Raw genomic sequence first — 21,292 nt, 5'->3', positions numbered from 1 at the left:
ATGGAATTTGAGCCGTTCTACGCAAATCAACGGTCTACTTCTGAACCGTTTCTCGCCGAGAAATTGACAACCATGCCAATTTCAAAACCTTCGATCAAAACACGTGTAATTGAGCAGTTCACAAAGCAATTCATAAGATGTGATGCAAAAACCCTACTCAATTTTGTTTGCATATATGTCGAAAACGAACTGTTAGACATACAGGCAGACCCAACCCTTCCTTCAGGAGATGTCGTCATCCATGTGCTCAATGAGAGCGTACTTACAGTTGACGTTCGCTTATATTCACCCGGTGAGCCAGGAAGCATCATGTATGGCCATTCTATCCGCCGTTTGAGCCAACACGAGTTTCTGATCAACACATACGGATGCCTGCATTTCTGAGGTCTCAACATCCTGTCGCGCATTCTGCACCATATTCGATCATCCAGTTTGCATGCCTGATCCTGCACATGCGGTATTTTGCGCTGGACGAAGCCGTGCGTGCGGGCGCACAATAAGGTTCAGGATACCAGTGCAATAAAGCGGCACAAGACCGCCAGCGCCCTCATATATGGCCCTTCACACGACAATGACGACGGACCCAAAACCATGCTTGATGCTGCACGCCCGGATTTTGAAACCAAAAACCGCCTGACGGAACTGATTAAAACCCATGCGCTTGAGCCGGGCCGTACAGCCTCCCCGCTTGACCGAGTGGATTTTTACCGCGCGGATGAACCAACCGAGTGCAGGCCGGTTGTGTACCAGCCCAGCATCATCATTGTGGCGCAGGGGTCCAAATGCGGGCTGCTGGGTGAAAACCGCTATCAGTATGACGCGTATAATTACCTTGTGCTTTCCGTACCGCTGCCCTTGGTGGCGCAGGTTGAGGAAGCAAGCCCGGAGAACCCTTTCCTTTCCATGTGCATATCGGTGGACCCTGTCACCCTTGGTGATCTGCTCATTGATCTGGAGGAAGACAGTGCCCGGTGTGAAGACGGTATTTACGCGGAAAACCCTTCAGGTATTGAGCAAGCGATCCACGCCGCGCCGCTTACGGACCATATCGCCAGCGCCGCCGTGCGGCTGATTGAGGCCATGGACCATGAAACCGACCGCAAGGTGCTCGCGAACCAGATCCTGCGGGAGATTATCTACCGCGTGCTGGTGGGCGAGCGCGGCGCGTGCCTGCGTGCGGCCGCCCGCCGGGGCGGCAAGTTCCATCAGCTGGCGGAAGTTTTGCGCACCATCCACACCCGCTATAATGAAGCTTTCTCGATCGATGATATGGCGTCTATCGCTGGCATGAGCGCCACGGCCTTTCATGCCAACTTCAAGGCAGTGACAAGCATGACACCCCTTCAGTATCTGAAGAATATTCGCCTGCACCAGGCGCGCGGCATGATGATACGGGACGGCATGAATGCCTCCACCGCCGCCTTCCGGGTTGGCTACGCAAGCCCCTTCCAGTTCAGCCGGGAATATAAACGCCTGTTTGGCGCACCACCCAGCCGGGAAGTGCGCGACGCAGCGCTTGAATATTCACTGTAAAAGGATGCGAAAGAATGACGCCCAAGAATGATGCTCGGGCCGGTTAGATATCCGGCTTGATCGTTTTTGCAGGCGGCAGAGCCGGGCTCTCATCCGGCAAACCAAAGCCCACGTCAATATAGTGATGCGCCGTGATGTTGGAGAAATCGAGCACCGGCGGGTCATAGGCCGTAAGCACAAGGTTGTTGCCCACGCCAGCCACCCCGATGATATAGCGCACGCTGCCTTCTTTGTCCGTGAACGGTAAACACCGGGTATTGAGCGAATAGATATCCCCGCCCGCCAGGTGGATATCACGCCTGAAAAAGGCACCGCACGGCACCTCTGTCATATCGGTAAACACCTGCTTGAAAAAAGGTGCGTCGACCTTGTAGCAGATTTCCAGATAGTTTTTACCCGTAGCGGCAAAGCCCAGCACCTGCTCAATGGCGGAACCGGCCAGCCTAATATGCAGATCATCCGGCGAGCGTCGCTCAATGATGAAAACAAACGGCAAAAGGTCCTTTAACACCGCCGGGCTGAAGGCCGCGCGGGTAGGCACACCACCGGCATCGCTCGCCAGGGTTCGCCAATAATTGTGAAAGACCTCAAAGTGGTCCGCTCTCGGCAGGGTAAACTCAACCATAAATTCAGTTTCATCCGGTGATTGTTAACAAGTGGTGAAAATCCGGTTGAATTTTAGTTTATTCCCGCACTTTTTCTGCCTTGTGAGCGGGCATTTGTCTCATAACTATATTTCTGGCAAACAGCGAGGGCACCGCCGCCTGCACCCTGCGTGAAGAACTAGCCCAACACCATCACCTTCTGGCGTTCACACGCTGCAGTACGGTGGCAGAAGGCCGCGATATAGTCCGGGTTGCGATACAGCTTCCAGAAAGCTGCCATGTGAGGATAGTGACCGATAGCAACCATGTGCCAGTCTTCATCTTCCCCCAGGAACCCGCCTTCATATGGCCCCATATGCAGGAAACGCCCGCCTGCCGCCGTGAGCGCAGGCATGGAAACAGCTGAATATCGGCCAAACGCTTCTTGTCCCGCTACAGGAGCCGCCCCCGCGTGTGGGGTGCCCGTATAATCAGCCTGTGCCCGCAACTTGAAAAAGTTCACCAGCACAAGCGGTGTGGATGCACCGCGTTCAATAAGGCGCCGCCACTGGGCTTCTGTCGGGCTGTCACCACCCTGGCCATTGCCATAGGCATCCAGCAAGGTTTGCAACAGTTCCTCGTTTTCATGGTTGACCGTCATGCTCTTCTCTCCATATGCTTTACACGTGTCAAATAGGAGTTAACTTTACACGTGTCAAGCAAACGGGATAAAAAAGCCACCCGCGAGGAACTTCTCGATGCGGCGTGGGAGCTGGTTGCCTTTAAGGGCGCACAAGTGGGCATGGCTGAGATTGCCGCCATCGCAGGCGTGAGCCGCCAGTCGGTCTATCTGCATTTTGGCAACCGGGGCGGCCTGTTGATGGCGCTCCTCAAGCGTACCGATGACCGCCTTGGCATCCGCGAAGCCTTCGAGCACGCACGCACAGCCTCCGGCCCCGAAGCCAAGCTCGATGCCACGCTCAAGGTGTGGTTTGAATTTGTTGCCGAGATCCTGCCGGTCGCACGCGATATCATTCGCCTGCGCGCAACAGACAAGGAAGCCGAAGCCGCATGGCTTGACCGCATGGCTGACCTTCGAAGCTGGATGAAACTGCTGGTGGGCGACATAAGCCGCGCAGGCGCCCTAAAGCCGCACTGGCAGGTGGATACCGCAACAGATTACCTGTGGGCGGCCGCGTCTGTGCAAAGCTGGGCGCTGTTGGTGGATGACAGCGGCTGGGCGCCGGAGGAAGCTTCCCGCACGCTGCGGCGCAGCATCGCTGACAGCTTATTGGTGACCTCCCCCAACTAGAGCCATACCCCAAACGCGCATCACTACCTTGCCCTGAAATTGCCTGAAAGCTTGCGCACCATGCATTTCAGCTTGCCGGTGTGGCGATGCACCGCTAGCGTCTTTTAAAGCTTGGAGTTTCGAGCGCTTTTTCTTGCTGTGCCGATGATGGGGGACTCTATGGCAACGGAAAACATGAGCGTGACACCCTGCCCCGGATGCGGGCAGAAGGTACGGTTCCCGACCGACCGTGGTTTTATCAAGTTCAAATGCCCGGCGTGCAGCGCAGGGCTTGAATGGGGCACGCCCCCCGCTGAACCTGATGTGATGGACGTGGTGATTGAAGGCGAGCCACCCGCTCAAAACATCCCCACGCACGATACCACGGCCAGCTTTTATGATGCGCTCAAGACCGCGCCCCCAATACCGCAGGCAGCACAGCAAACCGGGCAGAAACAGCAACAGGCGGAACAGCAACAGGCGAGCCATAACACGCACGCCCATAAGCCGCGCCTGCTTGCGCTGCTTTATATCGCAGGTTCACTGGCGGCGGGCTACGGCAGCTATTGGTTTGACAAAAACATTGGTGACAACACCCTGTATTTTCTCTTGTTCGCGGCCTGCCTGGTCCTGACCTATTACCTGTTTTTCCGTGCCATTCGCGTGGCAACCCGCTTTGGTGTGGGCGGCTCAATCGCAGTGCTGTTCTTATTGGCTGTCACCCTGCCGTTTGCCATGCCCTACCTTCAAGAGCTGGACATCGGCAGCATAGAGAACCCGTTCGAGCCTGACGAGTTGGCGGAAGGCCACTTCAAGGGCGCGTCCAAAAAAACCACACCGTCCGAGATGGATGACCTGATGGAGGACTGGTGACATGCGCCTGATTTTATGCCTTGCCCTTACCGCCCTCATGAGCCTGCCCGCAATCGCGCAAACACCCAAACCGGCCAAGGCGAACTACAGCATCAGCCACAAGATGCAGGACACCTATGACACCCGCCTGCAACCCTACTCGGGCGTGAATTTGAGCGGTATGTTCAGCGTGTGGTATCTGCTTGGTGAAGCGGCAGTCAACTGCACAGCACGCTGGGAAAACCCCGGTGTTTTGCAGGTGATACTGGACGACGGCACGCGCATCCTCTCTGAGCCCGGCGAAGAAGAGATGTGGAACCTGATGCTGATGGCGCAGTTCCCCAACCCTGATAAAAACGCCCGGCGGCTGACGAACGGCGGCGGCGCGCACCTGAGCATATTTTGTGATGCAGGTGTGGTGGCGCAAGGCGGCAGAAACGGTTTTAACGTGGCGGGCAGCCCGAACTGGGACAAGTTCATTTGCGCCACCCCCAAAAAGGTCGACCCCCGCTATAACGCGCAGATTAACCGCGAAGCCAAAGACCAATGCGCTGCCATCGGCGGTGACTGGCTATCAAGTGCTGAGGCCAAGAAGGTGGCAGTCGCTGGTGTGAAGGTGGACGAGATATCCGTGCTGAGCGTGGAGCTGAGCGCGGGCGATACCCTGCGCCGGGCCGAGAAAATGTTATGGCGCAAAAAATCGTTCGACCGCAAATATGCCAAGGCGCAAGACCTACAGGCACGGCTGGCGAAAAAGGGGCTGAACAAGGGTATTGATGCCGCGCGGCGGATCTATAACACCACGTCTGGCACCGGCAAATACCCCACCACAGCGCACCTTGATGAGATGGAGCGCATGCTGGATGCCCTGCGTGCAGAACTGCGTGATGATGTGGCTGATTTCAACGATGACTGGCGCGGGCGGGACCGGGAGCTTGTGGCCGCCCAGCTTGAGCGCGTGGCAGGGATAGACCGCACCTTGCGTGAGCGCGAAGCCGAACTGGTCACCTACCGCAACATCCTGACGGAAATGGCGAAAGATGCGCCGGAAGGCCCCACAAACCCGCTTGAAGAATATATCGTGACCGAGCATACGCTCACGACCTTCACCAAACCCTACAGCGGCAATCATGGCCTCAAAAACAAATCGGGCCATGTGGTGCTTGAACCCAAGCAAGGGCGATACAAGCCGCTTGAGGGCAAAAGCGGCACCAAATATGATTTTTACATCGGGGATATGGACAATTTCACCAACGCATACTGGATCGTGGACAAACACGGCAAAAAGCTGGGGCTGGACCTCTATCGCGGGTATCCGCGCTTTCATGAAGAGCTGGGCCTTGTCTCTTTCGCAACCGGTGACGAGCATTCAAGCCGCGCTTATCTCAGCGTTTATTCGCTTGCGGAAAAGCGGGTGCTGTTCAACAGCGGGCAAACGCCGATTGGGGATGCTTACCGCAACAAACAGAAAATTCGCACCCGCAGTGAAAGAGGCGAGGCTAATACCTGGAGCCGCGATTATAACATGGACATATCCCGCACCACGATCGCGGGCAGGTCTGTCATCTACGGTTTGACGAACGGCCTGTACCCCTACAAGTTTGAAAACGAATGCACCGCAACAACGGAAAAAGGCGAAGAACAAGGCGTGATGCCCGCCTTCATGTTTGACCTTGAAGCGAACCGCCTGCTACGCCCCAGTGAGCACCTGTGCGTGCCCAACCCGAGCGTGAAATGGCATTAATTAACCAGCGGCAAAAGATTCCGCGTTATAAGCACTTAACGGTCTCATGCTCGGCATTTTTTGCCCCACCCGGCAAAAAATTCCACCCTAGGCCGGGACCATTTCCGCCACACCCTTTTGGTGTAAGGCGCGCGCTTCCGCCATTTAGCTAAAATTTTAACAAAGTGTAAAAATTGGCACACTTAGTGCAATATCCCTGGGTGGCGCAGAATGTGCCCTGCCTGAACAGAAGGTCAGGCTGTAAAAATTTACCGGAGCATCAGAAAGATGTTTTCAGTTAATACAAATGCAGGCGCTTTTGCTGCCTTGCAAAATTTGAATACCACCAGCCGGTCGCTTGAGATAAGCCAGTCTCGCGTCAACACCGGCCTGAAGGTATCTTCCGCCCGCGACGACGCGGCGCTTTATTCCATTGCACAAAATATGCGCGGTGATGTTGCGGGCTTCAGGGCCGTCAATGGCTCGCTTTCCCGTGCGCAGTCTGAGCTTGATGTTGCCATCGCGGGCGCTGAAGCCATCTCGGACCTTCTGATCGAGATGAAAGAGAAAGCCGTTGCCGCAAAGGACAGTGGGCTTGACGCTGGCAGCCGCCAGGCGCTCAGCAACGATTTTGTTCAACTTAAAGAGCAGATCACATCCATTGCGGAAAATGCCACCTTCAACGGCAAGAACCTGCTGACCGGCGACATTCTCTCAACCATCACCGACAGCACAGGAAGCGCGGGCGGCACCATTACCTCAAACGGTAATACGCTGACGCTGAGCGCGCTTGCCATTGATGCTGGTGATCTTGTATCCACCGGCGGCTCCGTATCCGGCACAGTGGAGGCGTTGGCAGGCCAAACCATGTCCGCAGCAGGCGACGCGGATTTCCGCGCCGCCGTCGTGAACCTGCAAAACGATAATGGCGGCGACTTCAATGGCGAGACGATCGACCCCAACACAGGGGTTACAACCAACAACGTTGGCGGCACTCCTACAACCGAGTTTCAGGACGGCTTTCTCGACGCGCTTGGTATTAATGGTGATACCTCCCAGTATGGAAGCGGGCGCGTGGATGGCTATCCATATCGGTTGGCCTTCCAGAGCACGTCGACCGTCTATCTTGTGCGAAACGGTGCCTCCTCCTACCTAACGGTGGGCAACCCCAACAACTCAGGCGATGCAAGCACCAACACTGCCGCCACGGCTGCGGTCGCTAAAGTAGAGGCCGCCATCAGCAGCGTAAACGATGTGCTCTCAAACCTCGGCTCAACCGCAAATCGGCTGGACATCCAGCAGCAGTTTGCAGGCAAGCTATCAGACAGCCTTGAGGTAGGCATCGGTAATCTGGTGGATGCAGATCTGGCGAAAGAAAGCGCTGATCTGCAAGCCTTCCAGACCAAACAACAACTGGGCCTTCAGGCGCTTTCCATCGCCAACCAGGGCCCGCAATCAGTACTGGCACTGTTCAGGTAAAAGAGTATTGGTCAGATAGAGTAAAGCGTAATTGGGGTTGGGCAGAAGGCTCGAACTACACTCGAAGATAAGGCATCAGAAAGATGTTTTCAGTTAATACAAATGCAGGCGCTTTTGCTGCCTTGCAAAATTTGAATACCACCAGCCGGTCGCTTGAGATAAGCCAGTCTCGCGTCAACACCGGCCTGAAGGTATCTTCTGCGCGCGACGACGCCGCCATTTATTCCATTGCACAAAATATGCGCGGTGATGTTGCCGGTTTCAGGGCCGTTGATAACTCCCTCTCCCGTGCGCAGTCTGAGCTGGATGTGGCGATTGCGGGCGCGGAAGCCATCTCTGACCTGTTGATCCAGATGAAAGAAAAAGCCGTTGCCGCCAAGGATGACGGGCTTGATGACGACAGCCGCAATGCGCTGAATAATGACTATCAGGAGCTTGTGGCCCAGATCACCTCGATCAGCGAGAACGCCAGCTTCAATGGCCGCAACCTGCTGACCGGTGATACGCTGACTGCTATCACGGACAGCATTGGTAGCTCATCAGGCGCTATTACATCCAGCGGCAATACACTCACCACCTCATCACTTGGCGTTGCAGATACCTCTATCGCAGCGGAGGGCGAGGCCTATACGTTCACGCAAACAAGCGCCAGCATAACAAGCTTCTCTTTCAAAACCTTTATTCAAGGCAACACCGGCTATACCGCCAGGTTTAACGAGATCTTCGAGCTTGAAGGCTGGTTGGCACCGGGCGGAGACGTGGTCACCGACATTATCGACGCGGGCCTCGCACCAGAAGCCGTCAGCACCGACCTGCTTGCATGGTTTAACGCTGGTGACACTGGGTGGACCATCCAGAACTCGGTTGTCACAGGTACTGTTAACGAGACGGGCGAATACGCCATTCTGGGCGGTGACTATCTCAACTCCGGTGCCGACGGCGGTGATGCAGACGCGGCCGTTACCGCCATTGAAACCGCCATCAGCAGCGTAAACGATGTGCTATCCAACCTCGGCTCCACCTCAAACCGGCTAGGTATCCAGCAGCAGTTTGCAGGCAAGCTATCAGACAGCCTTGAGGTAGGCATCGGTAATCTGGTGGATGCAGACCTGGCGAAAGAAAGCGCTGATCTGCAAGCCTTCCAGACCAAACAACAGCTGGGCCTTCAGGCGCTTTCCATCGCCAACCAGGGCCCGCAAAGCGTACTGGCCCTGTTCAGGTAACTAAATCCTTGGGGGATCGAGTAAACGGAGAGATTTTTCGGTAGGTAGTCGCGGGGCCTAGAACGCACGACACCTAACCTCTCCAGAGAAGAGGCGCTGCCGTATCCGGTAGCGCCTCTTTTTCATCTCAGCTCTGTCGCTCTAGCGGCAATGGCCTACCACTCCACATAACCGCAGAAGTGTTTCTGGTCGGCCTTTTTGGCGCGGTACACCAGTTGGCTGCCACGGCCACCATCCTTGGGGCGCAGGATCTGGTTGACCATGAAGATAAGCCGCTTGCCAACACTACCGGTCACGCTATCAAGCTTGATGGTATATTCCGAGTTTGGCTTAGCCGGGCTTTTGGGCGAAAACGTGCCTGTCCAGCTCTCACTGGCTTTAGAATATTTCATGGTGACCATTTCCGTGGTGGTATCCACCGTGCAGCTTGCGGAATCGTCCAGCGAGCCAAGGTAGGCCTTATAGTTATCAAGCGTTGGCTCTGTGCAAAACGCGATGGCCGGTGCTGACTGGCTGCGGATCACGATCTCCTCAAGCCCGGCGAGCTTTTTTTGCACCTTCATCACCTTGATGTGCCGCTCAATATCCTTCACCTCAGGCGCTGTGCACATCGGATGGTCTTGCCACTCCTCTGCCGTGCGGCTTGTGTACATGCGCAGCAGCATATCGTTCACCCGGTTGTCGCTCTTGCGGGCTGTCACACGCGTCACAAAAAAGCTGCAGTTCATATCAAAGCCGTCGTCGATATAAGCGCAGGCTGCGGAAAGCGTGGCCGGATATGCGCTACGCTGAAGCGCCAACTCGTTGATAACAGGCGGCGCGGCACGTTTTGCCGGTGCGCTTGTTTGTGCGGCTGCTGGTCCAGCCTGAAGGGCCACAGCCAGCAATAGGCCCGCTGCTGTTATACAGCCCAATAGTCGTTGCATACTGATTTTCCCCACCCAGAATTTCTATCAAGAAACGGGAGTATACACAGGCGGAATTAGGCTGGCTATGACCCTTTCGGGTTATAGTTTTTTTCACAACTGCAAGGCGATCAGCGCCGCAAGCCAGGATAAGGCACCCGTATACCGGCGTTTTAGCGTCCAGCGGGATAAATTTCCAGTTTTTCCGGGCCTACCAGTTGGTAGGCTTCGCCGAACCTTGGCCCAGGGAATGCGGCCTCCTGTCTCTCCGTCCTGATGCCATGCGCCAAAAAATAGTATCTCCCTGTCTTCCTTGTCGGGCAGCAACAGCAGGAGGTCCAGCGTTGGCTGCATGGTGTCAATCTCGTCTGCCTGAATGCGCGCCCGGAAACGCGCCTGAAAGCTGGTGAGGCCCGCGCCCACATATGTGCCGCCGTCAGCCATCATTTCCGGCCAGTAAGACTGCCGCGCACGCAGGAAACCCCGCTCCCTGTCTGGCAGGCGGCGCAGGGTCCACGCTGCTGAGACAAGCCGTGCTTCCACCACCGGGATCAGGGCTTCCTTGTCCGGTCTGCTACCCCCACAGGAGGTGACAGCGCGGGCGATGTCGCGCGCGGTATCAACCAAGGCACGACGGCCAGGTCCATGGCCAGAATCACGGCCAGAATCACTGCCAGACCGGGGACCAAGTTTGCTGTGCTGGATCATGAAATTCCTTTTCTGTTGCGGGCTCTCGTACTGGCCTTGACGCTGGCCCAGCTGCCGGTGTTTTATACTTATGATTGAACTAAGGTTTATTTTTTAGCTTCGCCACCGCCATGCCGGCCCATATTCGTTAACAATTTCAGCCGGGATATTGGCGTTTGCGCTATGGCGGGGGTCCGGACCCAGGCCTGATGCCTCAAACACCGGATGGTCACGCCCGATGGCCCAGTTCTGGCTCAGGTAATCCCCCCTGAACCGGCTCTTGGCGTCACCCAGGAAAAGCCGCCAGTCGTCCAAACTGCTGCTATCAAACTTGCGCTTTGGCGGCGGGGCCGGATTATCCCGCGCGTGAGCCGCACCCTTGTGCACAGCACCAAGCCTTGCGTCCCGCGCTTCCAGAATGGCGGGCGTATAATAGGCCAGTGTGCCGGGTGCCTTGCCGGTGCGCGCTTCCTCCCGTGCTCTCAGCGCCGTAATGGTGGGGGTGATGTCATGGTCTATGTCGGCGCCCGCAGCCAGCCATTCGCTCACGACCGTTCGCGCCTTCACCTGCAAACCATCACCATCAAGCCCGGCAGCAGCGGCAGCGGTTTTTACCGCTTCCCTATCTGGTTCTGGAGTCTGGTTCTGGCTTTTGGTTGGCAGGTTTTTGCTAGTCCCATTGCTAATCCCACTGCTAACCCCAGTGCTAACCCCAGTGCTAGCCCGGCTCACTTTCCGGGCTTTGGCGCGGCCACCCTTCGCCCCGTTTTGCCGGTTTTTCGCCACACGTTCTTCAACACCCCGGTATACCTCGCTCAGCTTCTTTTGCTGCCAGAGGCCACCGTCAACGATGAAAAATTCCATCAGCACCGGTTTGATCTTGCGCCACCGGGCACGAGTTACCCCAACGGTGCGCGCCAGTGTCTGGTCACAGTCCTTGAGCGCGCAACCCCTTGTGCGCCAGGCACACATCAGCAGTAGCAGGTAAGCGCCGTGCTCTTCTGCGGTCAGATGGCGGGTGTCCGCCAGATAGGCGTCAGTAAACAGCGGCAATGCGGGAAATTCAGCCATGGGCATTTCCTCCAATTGCCGAAGATGAAGGCAAAGCCACAGATGCGCCACATAACTGGCCACACTTCTGACCACATGTCGGCCAGCGCCAACAGCCAGAGAAGAAAAAGGGCCAACCCTGGCCCTCTTGTTTTATTACCGCTACCGCGCCCGGCTGATGCCGGGGACAGCGCGCCGCATGAATATCATTTGACTCTCTCATGTTTATATGATTACGATATTCGTAACTTAATGCAAGGAAAATTACGTTTAATGTAAATTATTTTTACACTAACCGTAATGATGGAACGCGATGCCCAAACAGGAATGGATACGAGCAGCCCTCAAAAAAAAGGGCTTCAAGCTTAAGGACGTAGCGGCGGCGCTTCATGTGCCCCCGCCGCGTGTTACCGACATTTTGAACGGCAAACGGGAAGTGCAGGCTGATGAGGTGGAACCGCTCGCGGATCTGCTTTCCATGAGCGCCCGATCACTGCTGCGCAGCCTGCAGGACGGCAAGGCCACCATCGTACCGGGTGACGAAGGCGCACCGCGCGTGCCGGTCATCGGCCAATTGATGGGGGACGGCACGCTAGCCCCCACCCCCAAAGGGTTGAAGTTCGACAGCGTTGCGCCGCCGCCGGACGCTGAAACCAGCGAGGGGCTGAGCTGCTTCTTGATGGGAGACAGCTCCATGGCCGGGCTGATCAGCGAGGGCAGCTTTGTCATCACGGCTGACCCAAAGGTGCATTTTGTGCCCATCGCACCCGGCGGGCTTTATGTTTTCAAGCTGGCAGACAGCAGACATGTGCTGCGGAAATATATCCGTGACGAAAAAGGCGAAGGCTGGCTTGTGGCTGTGCCGGGGCCAGAGTTTGAAAGCGCCATCGGATATGAGATTTTCCGCTTCACCATGCTGCCCGACGGGCTCGCCCCCAAAGGCAAGCTGCTGACAGGTGATGATATCATCGGCGGTGTGATGTGGGTGCATACCCGCATGCTGGAGCCGGAAGACGGCGCGCGCATAAAGGCCTGAATAAGCGCGTGCCGGAAGGCTTGTCTACTCCTCAAGGTGCCGGCGGGTTTTCAGCAATCGCGCGGTTAAATGCTTCCAGCATCAGCATGGTTTTAGGCGTGCGTTTACAGCGCAAGCGGTGCGGTATCTTGAGAAAAGGTTCCTCGCTCAGCGGCACAATGGTTTTGCCAACCTCCGGCTCGTTTAATTGTGCGAGCTCCCCAAGCGGGATAGCATCCACCCGGCGAGAGCGCAGCATGGCCATAAGCACCTGAAAAGACGGCGCGTTGATCCGCTCCAGGCCACCGAGAATTGTACGACCGATAAAATCATCAGCCCCATCGATATTGCCAAAGCTGCGCAGGTCATCAATCGATTTGAAATCGCGGTCCTTCATCACATAAATCCAGAAAGGGTTCATGTAATAGATATCTGAGCTTTGCTGGATTTCCGTGTTGACGGGAAGTGGCGCAATAACGCATCCCACAGGGTCAGCCTGATACAGGCTGATGGCGCGTTTGAGCGGCAGGTAGCGTATCTTCACGCTCCGGCCTGCGTCCTGCATCAACTTCGCGAATATCTGCTCAGACGGGGAATTCTTCAGCTCAACACTGTCGAAACTGGCTTCATCGCTATAATAGCTGACAGCGCGGTAAAGAGTGATCTGATCATGGTCAGCCACCTCTTCCGCATACGCAGCAGAAGCCGAAAACCACAACACCACCAGGGCGCAACACATGCCCCACAGGCCTGAACGATAAGCATTACGCAACATCAATATCCTCGATTTATCAGTCACATAACCCCCACGTTCCTGCAAAAAGACTATACCACCCACACCAACAGGCACCAACAGCCATTTGGTATCGCGCCCGTCAAAATATTTTCGATATTCGTAAAATATGCATTGACAAATAGTTACGTTATTCGTAATTTCATCTCATCAGCACCGGCAAGCACGGTGCGGTGACGAGCAGAACCCCGGACGGAGGCGGTTAGTCTTTTAAATGGGGTTTGGAAAACGCAGACAAAAAGCCTTCGCCCCCAATAAGGGCTTCGTCGTCTGCTAGCTCAAAACCCCCGAAGGTAGTGCATGGATGCGGCCCCTCCCCAATGCCGCAGATGCCAAAAACCCTTCGCGGTTACATAACCGGGCCACTGGCCCTGCAATATACCCTTCACAAAAGGGGGTTATGTATCGCCGCACTGCCCTGACCAGGCAGCTGGCCCCGACATGGCTTTCCCCGCCGCGGCACATCGCCCGGCGGCCCCTTCCGGAAGCCCGGGGAAAAGCCGATAGGGCCGCGTATGCGGCCACCGGCACCCTTTGCAGGCGAGCCCCCTCCCCCTCGCCTGCAAAGGGCCTTCGGCCAAAACCTCAAAATATGGAAAAAACACCCGGCCCGTTCCCAAAACCGCCTGGCCAAGCGTCATAGGGGCAGACACATGCCGGTCAGTTGCGGTTTACCCCTTTTTTTCCGCATCCGAACGCGCAGGCTTTGGTGATAGTGGTTGGCATTCTCCCACCCTTTGGACGCGCCGCTGGACCCAAAGACAGCCCCTGCGACTCTTGTTCCGTTCGGGCGACTGACCGACAGCCGGGGAGCGTGCATTTGTGCATGATGGACCTCCCGCAGCGTGCAAATTGCATCGCCCCCGGCTTCCTCCTCTGCCCGCCCGGCACGCACGTATCGCCAACAACCAACTACCGCTTTAGTTTAGTTTTTTCACTTATTGGTGATGTGGACAGACTTCTCTTTTCACCGCCCGCATCCATCAGCAATACTGCCTTCAGGGTCGATGCTTATACCCCATCATCGCAAACATCGGCCCGGCGGCGTCGCAACCGCAACTTGTGGACGCCAGGGGCTGTGGCTCTGGATTATGGTCGTAGACTGTGTTCATGGCCCGGCCCCCACGCCACGAGGGATCCCTCACACCAGCCCTCAACGAAAAACGGCGCCAAATTGGCGCCGCTCTCAGGGGGAAACTACTGTACTAAAATGTCTTCGTCGTGCTTGGACGAAAGTCTCGCTTGGTCTGTAACTCGGGCCTTATCTGTGGTGCTTCTCAATCTTGGCATTTATGAGCTGTCATCACTCGGCGCCTGTACTTGGCTCTTGTGCTTGGTGCTTTACTCAGAACTTGTGATTTTAGGTAACAGTACCCGGACGCCCCCGTCACCGGGGTTGCGATAAACTGCGCCCAGCATGCGGTAAACAGAAGATTACGGTGCTGGGCGGTAAATTATAGAGGGAAGGATTGAAGGCGTGGGGTCAGTCGCCTTCAGGCGGATCGGGGAAAAACCGCGGCGCAACGCCCGCACGCTCAAACAGGTCTTTCATGCCTGTGCGCACGATCTGGTTCTCAAGCAGCGCGTTCACCACACCCACAAAGGCTTCGTTCTCTGGCGTACGGTGGCACACAATGCCTATACCCACCTTCAGGATAGACAGGTCAGGGTTATACGGCGGCAGCTTTTCGCCCAAAGCCTCAAACACAAAAATATTATCCGGCAGGGAACCAGACATATAGTCCACCCGGCCTGCGCTCAGCATGCGGGCTTTGGTGGTTTCGTCTGTTGTCGGGATAAAGACCGGGTCATATTGCCCCAATATGTTAGGCAGCGCAGACCCGTTTGCATAGGCAATGGTCTTGCCTTCAAGCAGCGTGAAGTCCTGCAACGGTTCCGTGCCCGGCTTGCTGAAGATATGGCTTTCCACAAAAATCAGCGGCAGCGTTTCCACATATTCATGGGCGTTATCAATCTCCGCCCCGTTCAGAAGATGCGGGATACTGCTGGGGTAGAGGCAACTGCGGCCATGGGCTGCAAATTCCACCTTCGCGCGCTTATAGGGCTGCGGCATATACCGCTGACCACGCTGCACGCCGGTAAGCGCATATTTTACCACGTCATTATAAAAACCTGTGCCGTCGAGCGCGAGTGTCATGCCCCAACCGGTGCCAAAGATTGCATCTTCCGGGTCGGTTTCGGTCGCACGGGCGTAATATGAGGGCACCATGAGCAATGCGGCGAGAACAAGCAATAGAGTGCCAGCCCAAAGAGGCGGTCTTGTGTTTCCACTGCTCGCGATATCAAATGCCGTCATTATATCATCTCTGCATTAAAGCCCCCAGGCGTGCCTTTTGTTACGGAGTGTTTGGTGCCGACCTTTCCACAGCATGCGTGACAGGCGCCTTTGCTGCAAGTTTATCCGCATCCATGCTTTCCCTCAGCCTCAGTGCCTCAATCGCACCAGAGGCGGGCCTCACGGCGTTCATCTCGCCCGCAAAAGCTTCCTCATGCCAGATCCCGGCTTCAAACAGCTTGGCGCGGTATCCGGGGTCTGCGTTCATGTCCCGGATCCGCGAATTGAGCGCATGGATAAACACAACATTCTCTTCTGAGCGGTGGCACACAAGCGATACCCCAGCCTCCAGAAACGGCATTGCGGGGTCAAACTCCGGCAACGGTTGCCCCATCGCCGCAAATACAAGCACCGCATCAGGCAGCATGGCGGTCATATAATCAACCCGGCCTGTGAGCAGCATTTGCGCCTTGTCAGCCTCGTCATGCACGCTGATGAGCGTAGCGCCAGAACCCCTGAGCACATTTTGCATCACAGACCCTGATGGCACCGCAACGGTTTTGCCGTAAAGCTCGCCCATGGCACGCGGCGGCGGGCCGCCTGCGCGCGAGAACAGATGGGTCTTTGTGGTAAAAAGCGGGGCTGTTTCAACAAAATCGTCCCGGTCACTTATATGCCCGCCCGCATCCAGAACATCGATGGCCGAGGGGTAAAGGCACGCCCCGGCACGGTCGAGGAACCTGGCTTTCGCCCGCTTGTAGGGCATGAGCTGATAGGAAACCCCGGCCTTCTCATCGCGCAGCAATGCATCGGCCAGCTCGTTATAAAAGCCGGTGCCATCCTGTGCGAGGGTCTGGCCCCACACGGTGGCAAACACCACCCTCTTCTCGCGCCCGGAAGCCGTTGAAGGCCCAATTTGATGATAAGCATCAGCCCGCGCCTGAACAGCGCCTGGCCCTGAATTCTGTTCTGTAGCCTGCGCTTCGTGATACGTCAGATACAGAAAGAAAAGCGCGGTCGCCCCCGACCCCGCAACAAACAATTTACGCAACAAATTACTCACCCACACCTGTTTACTCTAGGGGTTTACCTTTTGTACGGTGAGTTTCTCCCCCCGGATCAACAAACCAGCAAACCCCTTGCCTGAAAGGTTGAGGCTAGGCAGGCAAAACCACACGTGCAACGGAAAAGCGCGGGGGACGCCCAGAAATATGTGAATTTCCGCATAAATACACGTCATAAACGCGCCAAACGATGGTTATACACCCAAAGCGCGCAGCGGCTTATCATAAGCGTATGTGCGACACTTATATTTGATATCGATTGCAGAGCTCACGCCGGACGACACGCGCGCCAGAATCAAACACGTATCAAACACGCATCGAACACGCATCGAACCTAACGCACGCTCAAACCTGCCGCAGCTCAGCCTCGCCTCAAGCGCTCAAACTCGCCTCAAAATGCCTCAGAAGCGTGCTGTGCAGGCGGCGTTCGTCTTCTTCATGCGCACCGTAAACAAGCTGTTCCCGCGCAAGCCAGAAGGTTTCCTTGAAGGCCCGTGCGATCTTCTCCGCACCGACCGCATGGAAACGTTCACTGCAGGATGCGAGGTGAGTGGCAAACCGGCTGGCCGCATTATCAAAGCGCAGGCCAAGGCCTTCGAAGCTGTCATCGCCTGACATTTTATGCGCGAGGTCAAGCGCACGGATAATGCCGCGCCGTTCCTCACAAAGCCGAATGAGCACGCTCACGATAATGCCAGGGGCATCATCCACAAGCGCGGGATGGTGCGCCAGCTCGCCCTCGAGGCTTTCAAGCGTTAATTCGCACTCAAGCCCCAACCGGTCATCAAGGCAATGCAGCAGCGCCGCCTTGTCAGAAAACCGGTTATAGAATGAACCAACCGAAGCCTCGGCCTCCCGCACGATCTCATGCACCGAAACTTCGTGCCAGTGTTTGCCTTTCAGAAGACCTTCCGCTGCCTCAAGAAACCGCATGAACGACCGACGGCTGCGACCCTGCATGGGTGCCTGCACCCACTTGCCATATAGCCACTGGCCTTCGCCCCCACTTACCGACATTGCTGTCATATAGTTCTCTCCATCAAGCCTCGAGCAGAGGCTCTATCAAGTTTCACCCTAAACTCATGCCAACAGCTTTCCCGGACGCACCAAACCGCGCGCCAGATCTTGCCCCTCTGACCCCAACAGCCCGAATGCGCAGCACCCAACACCGGCTCCCATCAAAAGTGACAGGCAGCACAACCGCACACACAAGGCCTGGCCATATGAACCAGAGCCAAGGCGCAGAAAGCCAATCAGGCGCGCACCCACGCACCAGGCAAAGTTCAGCCAAGCCCAAAGCTCACCGATGCTCGAGGGCAATCAAAAGCCCACAAGCACCAAAGACCTAAAGGCCAGCAAGCCAAAGGCGGAACCCCGGCGGTCCACTGACCACAGGAAAACAAACCTCCAAAAGCCTACCGTGCCCCAAGAGCCTGAGACCCAAGAGCCTGAGACCCAAGAGCCTGAGCCCCAGGAGCCTGAGACCCAAGGCCAACAAACCCCGGCGACCAGAAACCCGAAGGTGGATGGCCCCAAAGGTGATGAGCTCCAAAAGGCAGCTGAACTCACGACATAAGCAGCCCCAAAACTCGATTGTCGGCGACAACTCGACACAACCCGCGCCGACGCCCGAGCCAAAACTTAAGCATACTCACACAATTACTGCCATTATTAGAATCAGAATTCTAATTCTATTACAAGAAAAAAGAGCACACGTTCCACAATTAGAAATGGTGGTACTCGTTGAAGGTTCTCACTAAGTTTGTTTTTTCTCTCACAAAGCTTGCTTTTATTCTCACAAAGCCTGTTATTTCTCTCACTAAGCTTGTCGCACACGGCCTTCGCTGGATGCTTGGCTGGCCCAACAGGTGTAAGGAGCGAGGTTTGTGCTCCATCCTCAACAGGGATATCTGGACGGCAACGTAGTGAGACTTAACGGAAGGCTAACGGGAAACAAGTCACACGAGATGTCCCACGAGGTCGTCCGTTCCTGCACATGAAGAGGCACGCGATTATGCCCGCTCGCTTATAGCTACTCCCGGTTCCCCGCAATCCCGCAAACACAGAAAGAAGGTGGCGATGATCCGGAAGCCACCGAAAATGGAAAGGAGAAGTGCGTCTGCATAACATCGCCCCTCCTCACCCGTCCAAAACCGACAAACCGGCGGCAAAGGCGGGGAAGTAAGCTCATTCAATGTCCAAGTCTGACACCTCATGTATCTGCAATGCCGTCTCAGGCGAGTTTTTCAACGGAATAGGCCAGAAGCGATCATCATTGTTGTGATGGAAGCGCTCAAGGCGCTGCACCTCGCTGATATAGATATTGGCGCATTTTTACCGGGTCCAATGGCTTGTGCAGCACATCAAGTCCGGAGGACGCAAGCGCCCGCAGGTCTTCTGGCGCAGTTGCGCCGGTCACCACCAAAGCCTTCAGCTTGGGGTACTGCGACGAGATTCCGACATACAGGTCAAGGCCCGTTTTATTGGGGCCCAAACGGTAATCCGTTATCAACAAGTCAGGTGTGCCAAGGTCTTCCAGTGTTGCCAGGGCCGCTTCATACGAGTTGACGCCGCGAGCCGCATGGCCCCATTGCCGGAACATTTCCACCATGGCTTCCAGGCTCTCGCGGTCATCGTCAACCACCAAGATTACCAGCCTTCGTGGACGCGCATCAACCGGCCGGGCTTTCTCGGATGCCATGCCGACAGGGCCTTCACAGGTAAATTTTTGCATGGTGATTTGAAACCGCGTGCCCTTGCCCGGCAGGGACGAGAGCGCGATAGGCATGTCCATCAGCTTGCATAAATCGGCGACAATGGATAACCCGAGCCCAAGCCCGGCAGGGCCGCTGCTCTTTTTCTGCGACAATTGCACATAGCGATCAAATATCAGCTTTTGGTCATCAGCGCCGATACCTTTGCCATTATCCCACACCTCAAGCACCACCGTATCGCCGCGCGGCCTTGCCCCCAGAAGCACATGCCCGCCAGGAGAAGCTTTAATGGCGTTTGTGAGCAAATTGATGGTCACACGTCTCAGGTGCTTTGGATCAGCCCAGACAAACAGGCCGCTGGGAACTATCTTGAGCGTCACATCATGCTGCGCTGCCGTAAGCTGCAGCGTAGTGCCCATGGTTTCAAAAAAGGCAGCCAGCGGTACCTTTTGCATATCGGCAACAAGCGTATTTGCCTCAAGCTGCGACGCATCCAACATTGTCTCGAGCATCTCGGACAGGGAGCCAATCAGCTTTTGCTGTTTCGCAGCGATAGCGGAAAGCGCCGGGTCCTGTGCAGCCTTATGCTGAAATGACTGATTGAAGAGGTTGAGCGCATGTACCGGCTGACGCAGGTCATGGCTGGCCGCAGAAATGAAGTTTGTTTTCTCGACGGCGCTTTTCTCCGCAACCAGTTTGGCGGCATTCGCTTCTTTAGTGCGGGTTATCACCCGGTCATCGAGCGTTTTGTTCAGTTGGCGCAGATCCCCCGCCAATTGCCGCGCACGGTCATATACAGCACGAGACTGGGCACCGAGCGCAATTGCATACCCAACGGAAAGGAACAGAAAACCAAACGGCATCAGGTCAGGGAAAGACGAAGGTCGCACATCCACGCTATGCAGATACAAAAGGCTGTCATTGACCGCCGTGAATAGAAAAAGAGTGGTAAACAGTAGAATGGCACCTGCCCCGTCCCGTTTACGCCGCCAGGCAACAAGGATAGCCCCTTGCGAATAAAGAAGTGTCGCCAAGGCAAAAAAGATGAAGGCATCTTGCAACTGTGTGAAAAAGGACACCGGGAGCAATACAACGCTGGCAACAAAGGGTAATGACACTGCGTAAACCAGCCGCCGAACCAGGCGGGGAAATTCCTTCGGGAACATCGATGCCAGAAAGGTAAAATAAACCGCAGTAGACGAAAACAGGGTCAGATATTCCAGGGTTTTGGTACTAAAGTGCGGGAAAGCCGGAAATAACTTGAAGGGCATTGTTGTCAGCGTGGTCAAGCGCACGATCAAAACGGCAAGCAGGATACAATACCAAAAATGCGACCACTCGGCATCCGACGACAAACTTCGGATAAAATAGGCAAGCTGAAAGGCGAGCAAGGCACAAATAGCGCCCAGCACAAAGAGATAAGACAGGTCATACGCCTTGGCACCTTGCTCCAACCTGTCCTGAGCCGCAAAAATGGGGGGACGCAAAATACCTCCGGCGAAATGCTCAAAATTAGAGACCGTCATCACAATCTCCACCTCTTCCTGCGCTGGTAGCGGGATGATCCGCTCCAGATAAAACGCCTGAAAACCATCCGGGGTTTCTGTTGGATGCCCGTTTCCCGCCACCTCGCGGCCATTCACCCAGATTTTATAACTGGAATACGGCGTTTGCAGCTTCAGCGCCTGACGCGGCCCACCAACAGGCAGCAACAGTTTCAACCGGTAACTCGCCGCACCAAAGCCAACTGGCCAGTCGGGATCCGTGCTGTTTTCAGCCCTATCGTGCCAGCGGTCAGGGAAGGAGATTGTTTCGCCCCTATAGGCGGCATCAAACCCCGCGGGGTCCACCAGCCTGCCGCGTATTACCTGCCATGGGCCCACAACCGGGACAGCGCTGTCCGCATCCCAGTCCCGCAGGTCAAGGGTGCCAGCGGCGGTATTCTGAGCAGAAACACTCGCTGCACCAAAAAACAACCCGGCGAACACAATATGAAGCATCAACCACAGAGACAAAAAGGCGCGTCGCTGACATTCAGCAAATGTGCCCGTGGACTTCTTTGATGCCTTACATACCGCCAAAG

The 21,292-nt window shown here is 55.8% G+C and carries 19 protein-coding genes; 9 read left to right on the top strand and 10 right to left on the bottom strand.

The features are described 5' to 3' along the window. The 3 genes from ACOOGA_RS13860 to ACOOGA_RS13850 are packed head-to-tail and all read left to right on the top strand — an operon-like array spanning position 1 to position 1,533. The gene (locus ACOOGA_RS13860) at positions 1-384 is read left to right on the top strand and encodes a hypothetical protein (protein WP_417462832.1); all 384 of its coding nucleotides are present in this window, start codon (positions 1-3) and stop codon (positions 382-384) included. Then, positions 369-500: a hypothetical protein gene (locus ACOOGA_RS13855; RefSeq protein ID WP_420428895.1), complete on the top strand. Its 132-nt coding sequence runs from the start codon at positions 369-371 to the stop codon at positions 498-500. Before ACOOGA_RS13860 ends, ACOOGA_RS13855 begins: the two co-directional genes overlap by 16 nt. Next, complete coding sequence (locus tag ACOOGA_RS13850; RefSeq protein WP_417462831.1) at positions 484-1,533, top strand: AraC family transcriptional regulator; 1,050 nt, start codon at positions 484-486, stop codon at positions 1,531-1,533. Before ACOOGA_RS13855 ends, ACOOGA_RS13850 begins: the two co-directional genes overlap by 17 nt. Positions 1,534-1,576: 43 nt before the next feature. On the opposite strand, the gene ACOOGA_RS13845 is transcribed toward ACOOGA_RS13850, so the two are convergent. Together ACOOGA_RS13845 and ACOOGA_RS13840 are read right to left on the bottom strand one after the other, a co-directional pair. Next, positions 1,577-2,158 carry a PAS domain-containing protein gene (locus ACOOGA_RS13845; protein WP_417462830.1) on the bottom strand — a complete coding sequence of 194 codons (582 nt, stop codon included), beginning with the start codon at positions 2,156-2,158 and terminating at the stop codon, positions 1,577-1,579. A 158-nt stretch (positions 2,159-2,316) separates the two neighbouring features. Next, the gene (locus ACOOGA_RS13840) at positions 2,317-2,778 is read right to left on the bottom strand and encodes a DUF1330 domain-containing protein (RefSeq protein ID WP_417462829.1); all 462 of its coding nucleotides are present in this window, start codon (positions 2,776-2,778) and stop codon (positions 2,317-2,319) included. A 51-nt stretch (positions 2,779-2,829) separates the two neighbouring features. Here ACOOGA_RS13840 and ACOOGA_RS13835 point away from each other — a divergent pair, with 51 nt between their 5' ends. The 5 genes from ACOOGA_RS13835 (at position 2,830) to ACOOGA_RS13815 (ending at position 8,685) form a co-directional block, all read left to right on the top strand. Further along, on the top strand, positions 2,830-3,429 hold the full coding sequence (locus ACOOGA_RS13835) for a TetR/AcrR family transcriptional regulator (RefSeq protein ID WP_417462828.1): 600 nt from the start codon (positions 2,830-2,832) through the stop codon (positions 3,427-3,429). A 159-nt stretch (positions 3,430-3,588) separates the two neighbouring features. Continuing rightward, a complete protein-coding gene (locus tag ACOOGA_RS13830; RefSeq protein ID WP_417462827.1) occupies positions 3,589-4,281 on the top strand; it encodes a hypothetical protein in 693 nt (230 codons plus the stop codon). A 1-nt stretch (position 4,282) separates the two neighbouring features. Beyond that, positions 4,283-6,004 carry a hypothetical protein gene (locus tag ACOOGA_RS13825; RefSeq protein ID WP_417462826.1) on the top strand — a complete coding sequence of 574 codons (1,722 nt, stop codon included), beginning with the start codon at positions 4,283-4,285 and terminating at the stop codon, positions 6,002-6,004. A gap of 267 nt (positions 6,005-6,271) precedes the next feature. After that, the gene (locus tag ACOOGA_RS13820) at positions 6,272-7,462 is read left to right on the top strand and encodes a flagellin (protein WP_420428894.1); all 1,191 of its coding nucleotides are present in this window, start codon (positions 6,272-6,274) and stop codon (positions 7,460-7,462) included. Between the two features lie 83 nt (positions 7,463-7,545). Next, the gene (locus ACOOGA_RS13815; RefSeq protein WP_417462825.1) at positions 7,546-8,685 is read left to right on the top strand and encodes a flagellin; all 1,140 of its coding nucleotides are present in this window, start codon (positions 7,546-7,548) and stop codon (positions 8,683-8,685) included. 155 nt (positions 8,686-8,840) lie between these two features. Here ACOOGA_RS13815 and ACOOGA_RS13810 read toward each other — a convergent pair whose 3' ends face one another. From ACOOGA_RS13810 to ACOOGA_RS13800, 3 genes are all read right to left on the bottom strand, one after another. Continuing rightward, on the bottom strand, positions 8,841-9,611 hold the full coding sequence (locus ACOOGA_RS13810; protein WP_417462824.1) for a hypothetical protein: 771 nt from the start codon (positions 9,609-9,611) through the stop codon (positions 8,841-8,843). Positions 9,612-9,704: 93 nt separating this feature from the next. Beyond that, on the bottom strand, positions 9,705-10,298 hold the full coding sequence (locus tag ACOOGA_RS13805) for a hypothetical protein (RefSeq protein WP_417462823.1): 594 nt from the start codon (positions 10,296-10,298) through the stop codon (positions 9,705-9,707). A 93-nt stretch (positions 10,299-10,391) separates the two neighbouring features. Beyond that, the gene (locus ACOOGA_RS13800; protein WP_417462822.1) at positions 10,392-11,348 is read right to left on the bottom strand and encodes a YdaU family protein; all 957 of its coding nucleotides are present in this window, start codon (positions 11,346-11,348) and stop codon (positions 10,392-10,394) included. Positions 11,349-11,640: 292 nt separating this feature from the next. Between ACOOGA_RS13800 and ACOOGA_RS13795 the strand changes: the two genes are divergently transcribed. Then, on the top strand, positions 11,641-12,363 hold the full coding sequence (locus ACOOGA_RS13795) for a helix-turn-helix domain-containing protein (protein ID WP_417462821.1): 723 nt from the start codon (positions 11,641-11,643) through the stop codon (positions 12,361-12,363). A 31-nt stretch (positions 12,364-12,394) separates the two neighbouring features. Here ACOOGA_RS13795 and ACOOGA_RS13790 read toward each other — a convergent pair whose 3' ends face one another. The 5 genes from ACOOGA_RS13790 to ACOOGA_RS13770 all read right to left on the bottom strand — a co-directional run bounded on the left by ACOOGA_RS13790 (position 12,395) and on the right by ACOOGA_RS13770 (position 21,209). Next, positions 12,395-13,117: a hypothetical protein gene (locus tag ACOOGA_RS13790; protein WP_420428893.1), complete on the bottom strand. Its 723-nt coding sequence runs from the start codon at positions 13,115-13,117 to the stop codon at positions 12,395-12,397. A 1,501-nt stretch (positions 13,118-14,618) separates the two neighbouring features. Next, positions 14,619-15,452 (bottom strand): hypothetical protein, encoded by an 834-nt coding sequence (locus ACOOGA_RS13785; protein WP_417462819.1) that lies wholly within the window; start codon positions 15,450-15,452, stop codon positions 14,619-14,621. Between the two features lie 40 nt (positions 15,453-15,492). After that, positions 15,493-16,482, bottom strand: coding sequence for a substrate-binding periplasmic protein (locus ACOOGA_RS13780; RefSeq protein ID WP_417462818.1), 990 nt, complete (start codon positions 16,480-16,482; stop codon positions 15,493-15,495). Positions 16,483-16,867: 385 nt separating this feature from the next. Beyond that, complete coding sequence (locus ACOOGA_RS13775) at positions 16,868-17,521, bottom strand: TetR/AcrR family transcriptional regulator (RefSeq protein WP_417462817.1); 654 nt, start codon at positions 17,519-17,521, stop codon at positions 16,868-16,870. 1,267 nt (positions 17,522-18,788) lie between these two features. Beyond that, positions 18,789-21,209, bottom strand: a complete 2,421-nt coding sequence (locus ACOOGA_RS13770) for an ATP-binding protein (RefSeq protein ID WP_420430681.1) — start codon at positions 21,207-21,209, stop codon at positions 18,789-18,791. Positions 21,210-21,292: the final 83 nt, after the last annotated feature.

The sequence above is a fragment of the Kordiimonas sp. genome (assembly GCF_965216265.1).
Taxonomy (GTDB): domain Bacteria; phylum Pseudomonadota; class Alphaproteobacteria; order Sphingomonadales; family Kordiimonadaceae; genus Kordiimonas.
Note: the sequence above shows the minus strand (reverse complement) of the source record. Positions and strands in the feature narration are given on the sequence as shown.

What these genes read in the sequence shown, in the direction of transcription:
- ACOOGA_RS13785 (WP_417462819.1), bottom strand. Translation starts at nt 15,452, where the DNA reads ATGACGGCATTTGATATCGCGAGCAGTGGAAACACAAGACCGCCTCTT.
- ACOOGA_RS13860 (WP_417462832.1), top strand. Translation starts at nt 1, where the DNA reads ATGGAATTTGAGCCGTTCTACGCAAATCAACGGTCTACTTCTGAACCG.
- ACOOGA_RS13805 (WP_417462823.1), bottom strand. Translation starts at nt 10,298, where the DNA reads ATGATCCAGCACAGCAAACTTGGTCCCCGGTCTGGCAGTGATTCTGGC.
- ACOOGA_RS13855 (WP_420428895.1), top strand. Translation starts at nt 369, where the DNA reads ATGCCTGCATTTCTGAGGTCTCAACATCCTGTCGCGCATTCTGCACCA.
- ACOOGA_RS13840 (WP_417462829.1), bottom strand. Translation starts at nt 2,778, where the DNA reads ATGACGGTCAACCATGAAAACGAGGAACTGTTGCAAACCTTGCTGGAT.
- ACOOGA_RS13770 (WP_420430681.1), bottom strand. Translation starts at nt 21,209, where the DNA reads ATGCTTCATATTGTGTTCGCCGGGTTGTTTTTTGGTGCAGCGAGTGTT.
- ACOOGA_RS13820 (WP_420428894.1), top strand. Translation starts at nt 6,272, where the DNA reads ATGTTTTCAGTTAATACAAATGCAGGCGCTTTTGCTGCCTTGCAAAAT.
- ACOOGA_RS13825 (WP_417462826.1), top strand. Translation starts at nt 4,283, where the DNA reads ATGCGCCTGATTTTATGCCTTGCCCTTACCGCCCTCATGAGCCTGCCC.
- ACOOGA_RS13800 (WP_417462822.1), bottom strand. Translation starts at nt 11,348, where the DNA reads ATGGCTGAATTTCCCGCATTGCCGCTGTTTACTGACGCCTATCTGGCG.
- ACOOGA_RS13795 (WP_417462821.1), top strand. Translation starts at nt 11,641, where the DNA reads ATGCCCAAACAGGAATGGATACGAGCAGCCCTCAAAAAAAAGGGCTTC.
- ACOOGA_RS13845 (WP_417462830.1), bottom strand. Translation starts at nt 2,158, where the DNA reads ATGGTTGAGTTTACCCTGCCGAGAGCGGACCACTTTGAGGTCTTTCAC.
- ACOOGA_RS13830 (WP_417462827.1), top strand. Translation starts at nt 3,589, where the DNA reads ATGGCAACGGAAAACATGAGCGTGACACCCTGCCCCGGATGCGGGCAG.
- ACOOGA_RS13790 (WP_420428893.1), bottom strand. Translation starts at nt 13,117, where the DNA reads ATGTTGCGTAATGCTTATCGTTCAGGCCTGTGGGGCATGTGTTGCGCC.
- ACOOGA_RS13815 (WP_417462825.1), top strand. Translation starts at nt 7,546, where the DNA reads ATGTTTTCAGTTAATACAAATGCAGGCGCTTTTGCTGCCTTGCAAAAT.
- ACOOGA_RS13810 (WP_417462824.1), bottom strand. Translation starts at nt 9,611, where the DNA reads ATGCAACGACTATTGGGCTGTATAACAGCAGCGGGCCTATTGCTGGCT.
- ACOOGA_RS13775 (WP_417462817.1), bottom strand. Translation starts at nt 17,521, where the DNA reads ATGACAGCAATGTCGGTAAGTGGGGGCGAAGGCCAGTGGCTATATGGC.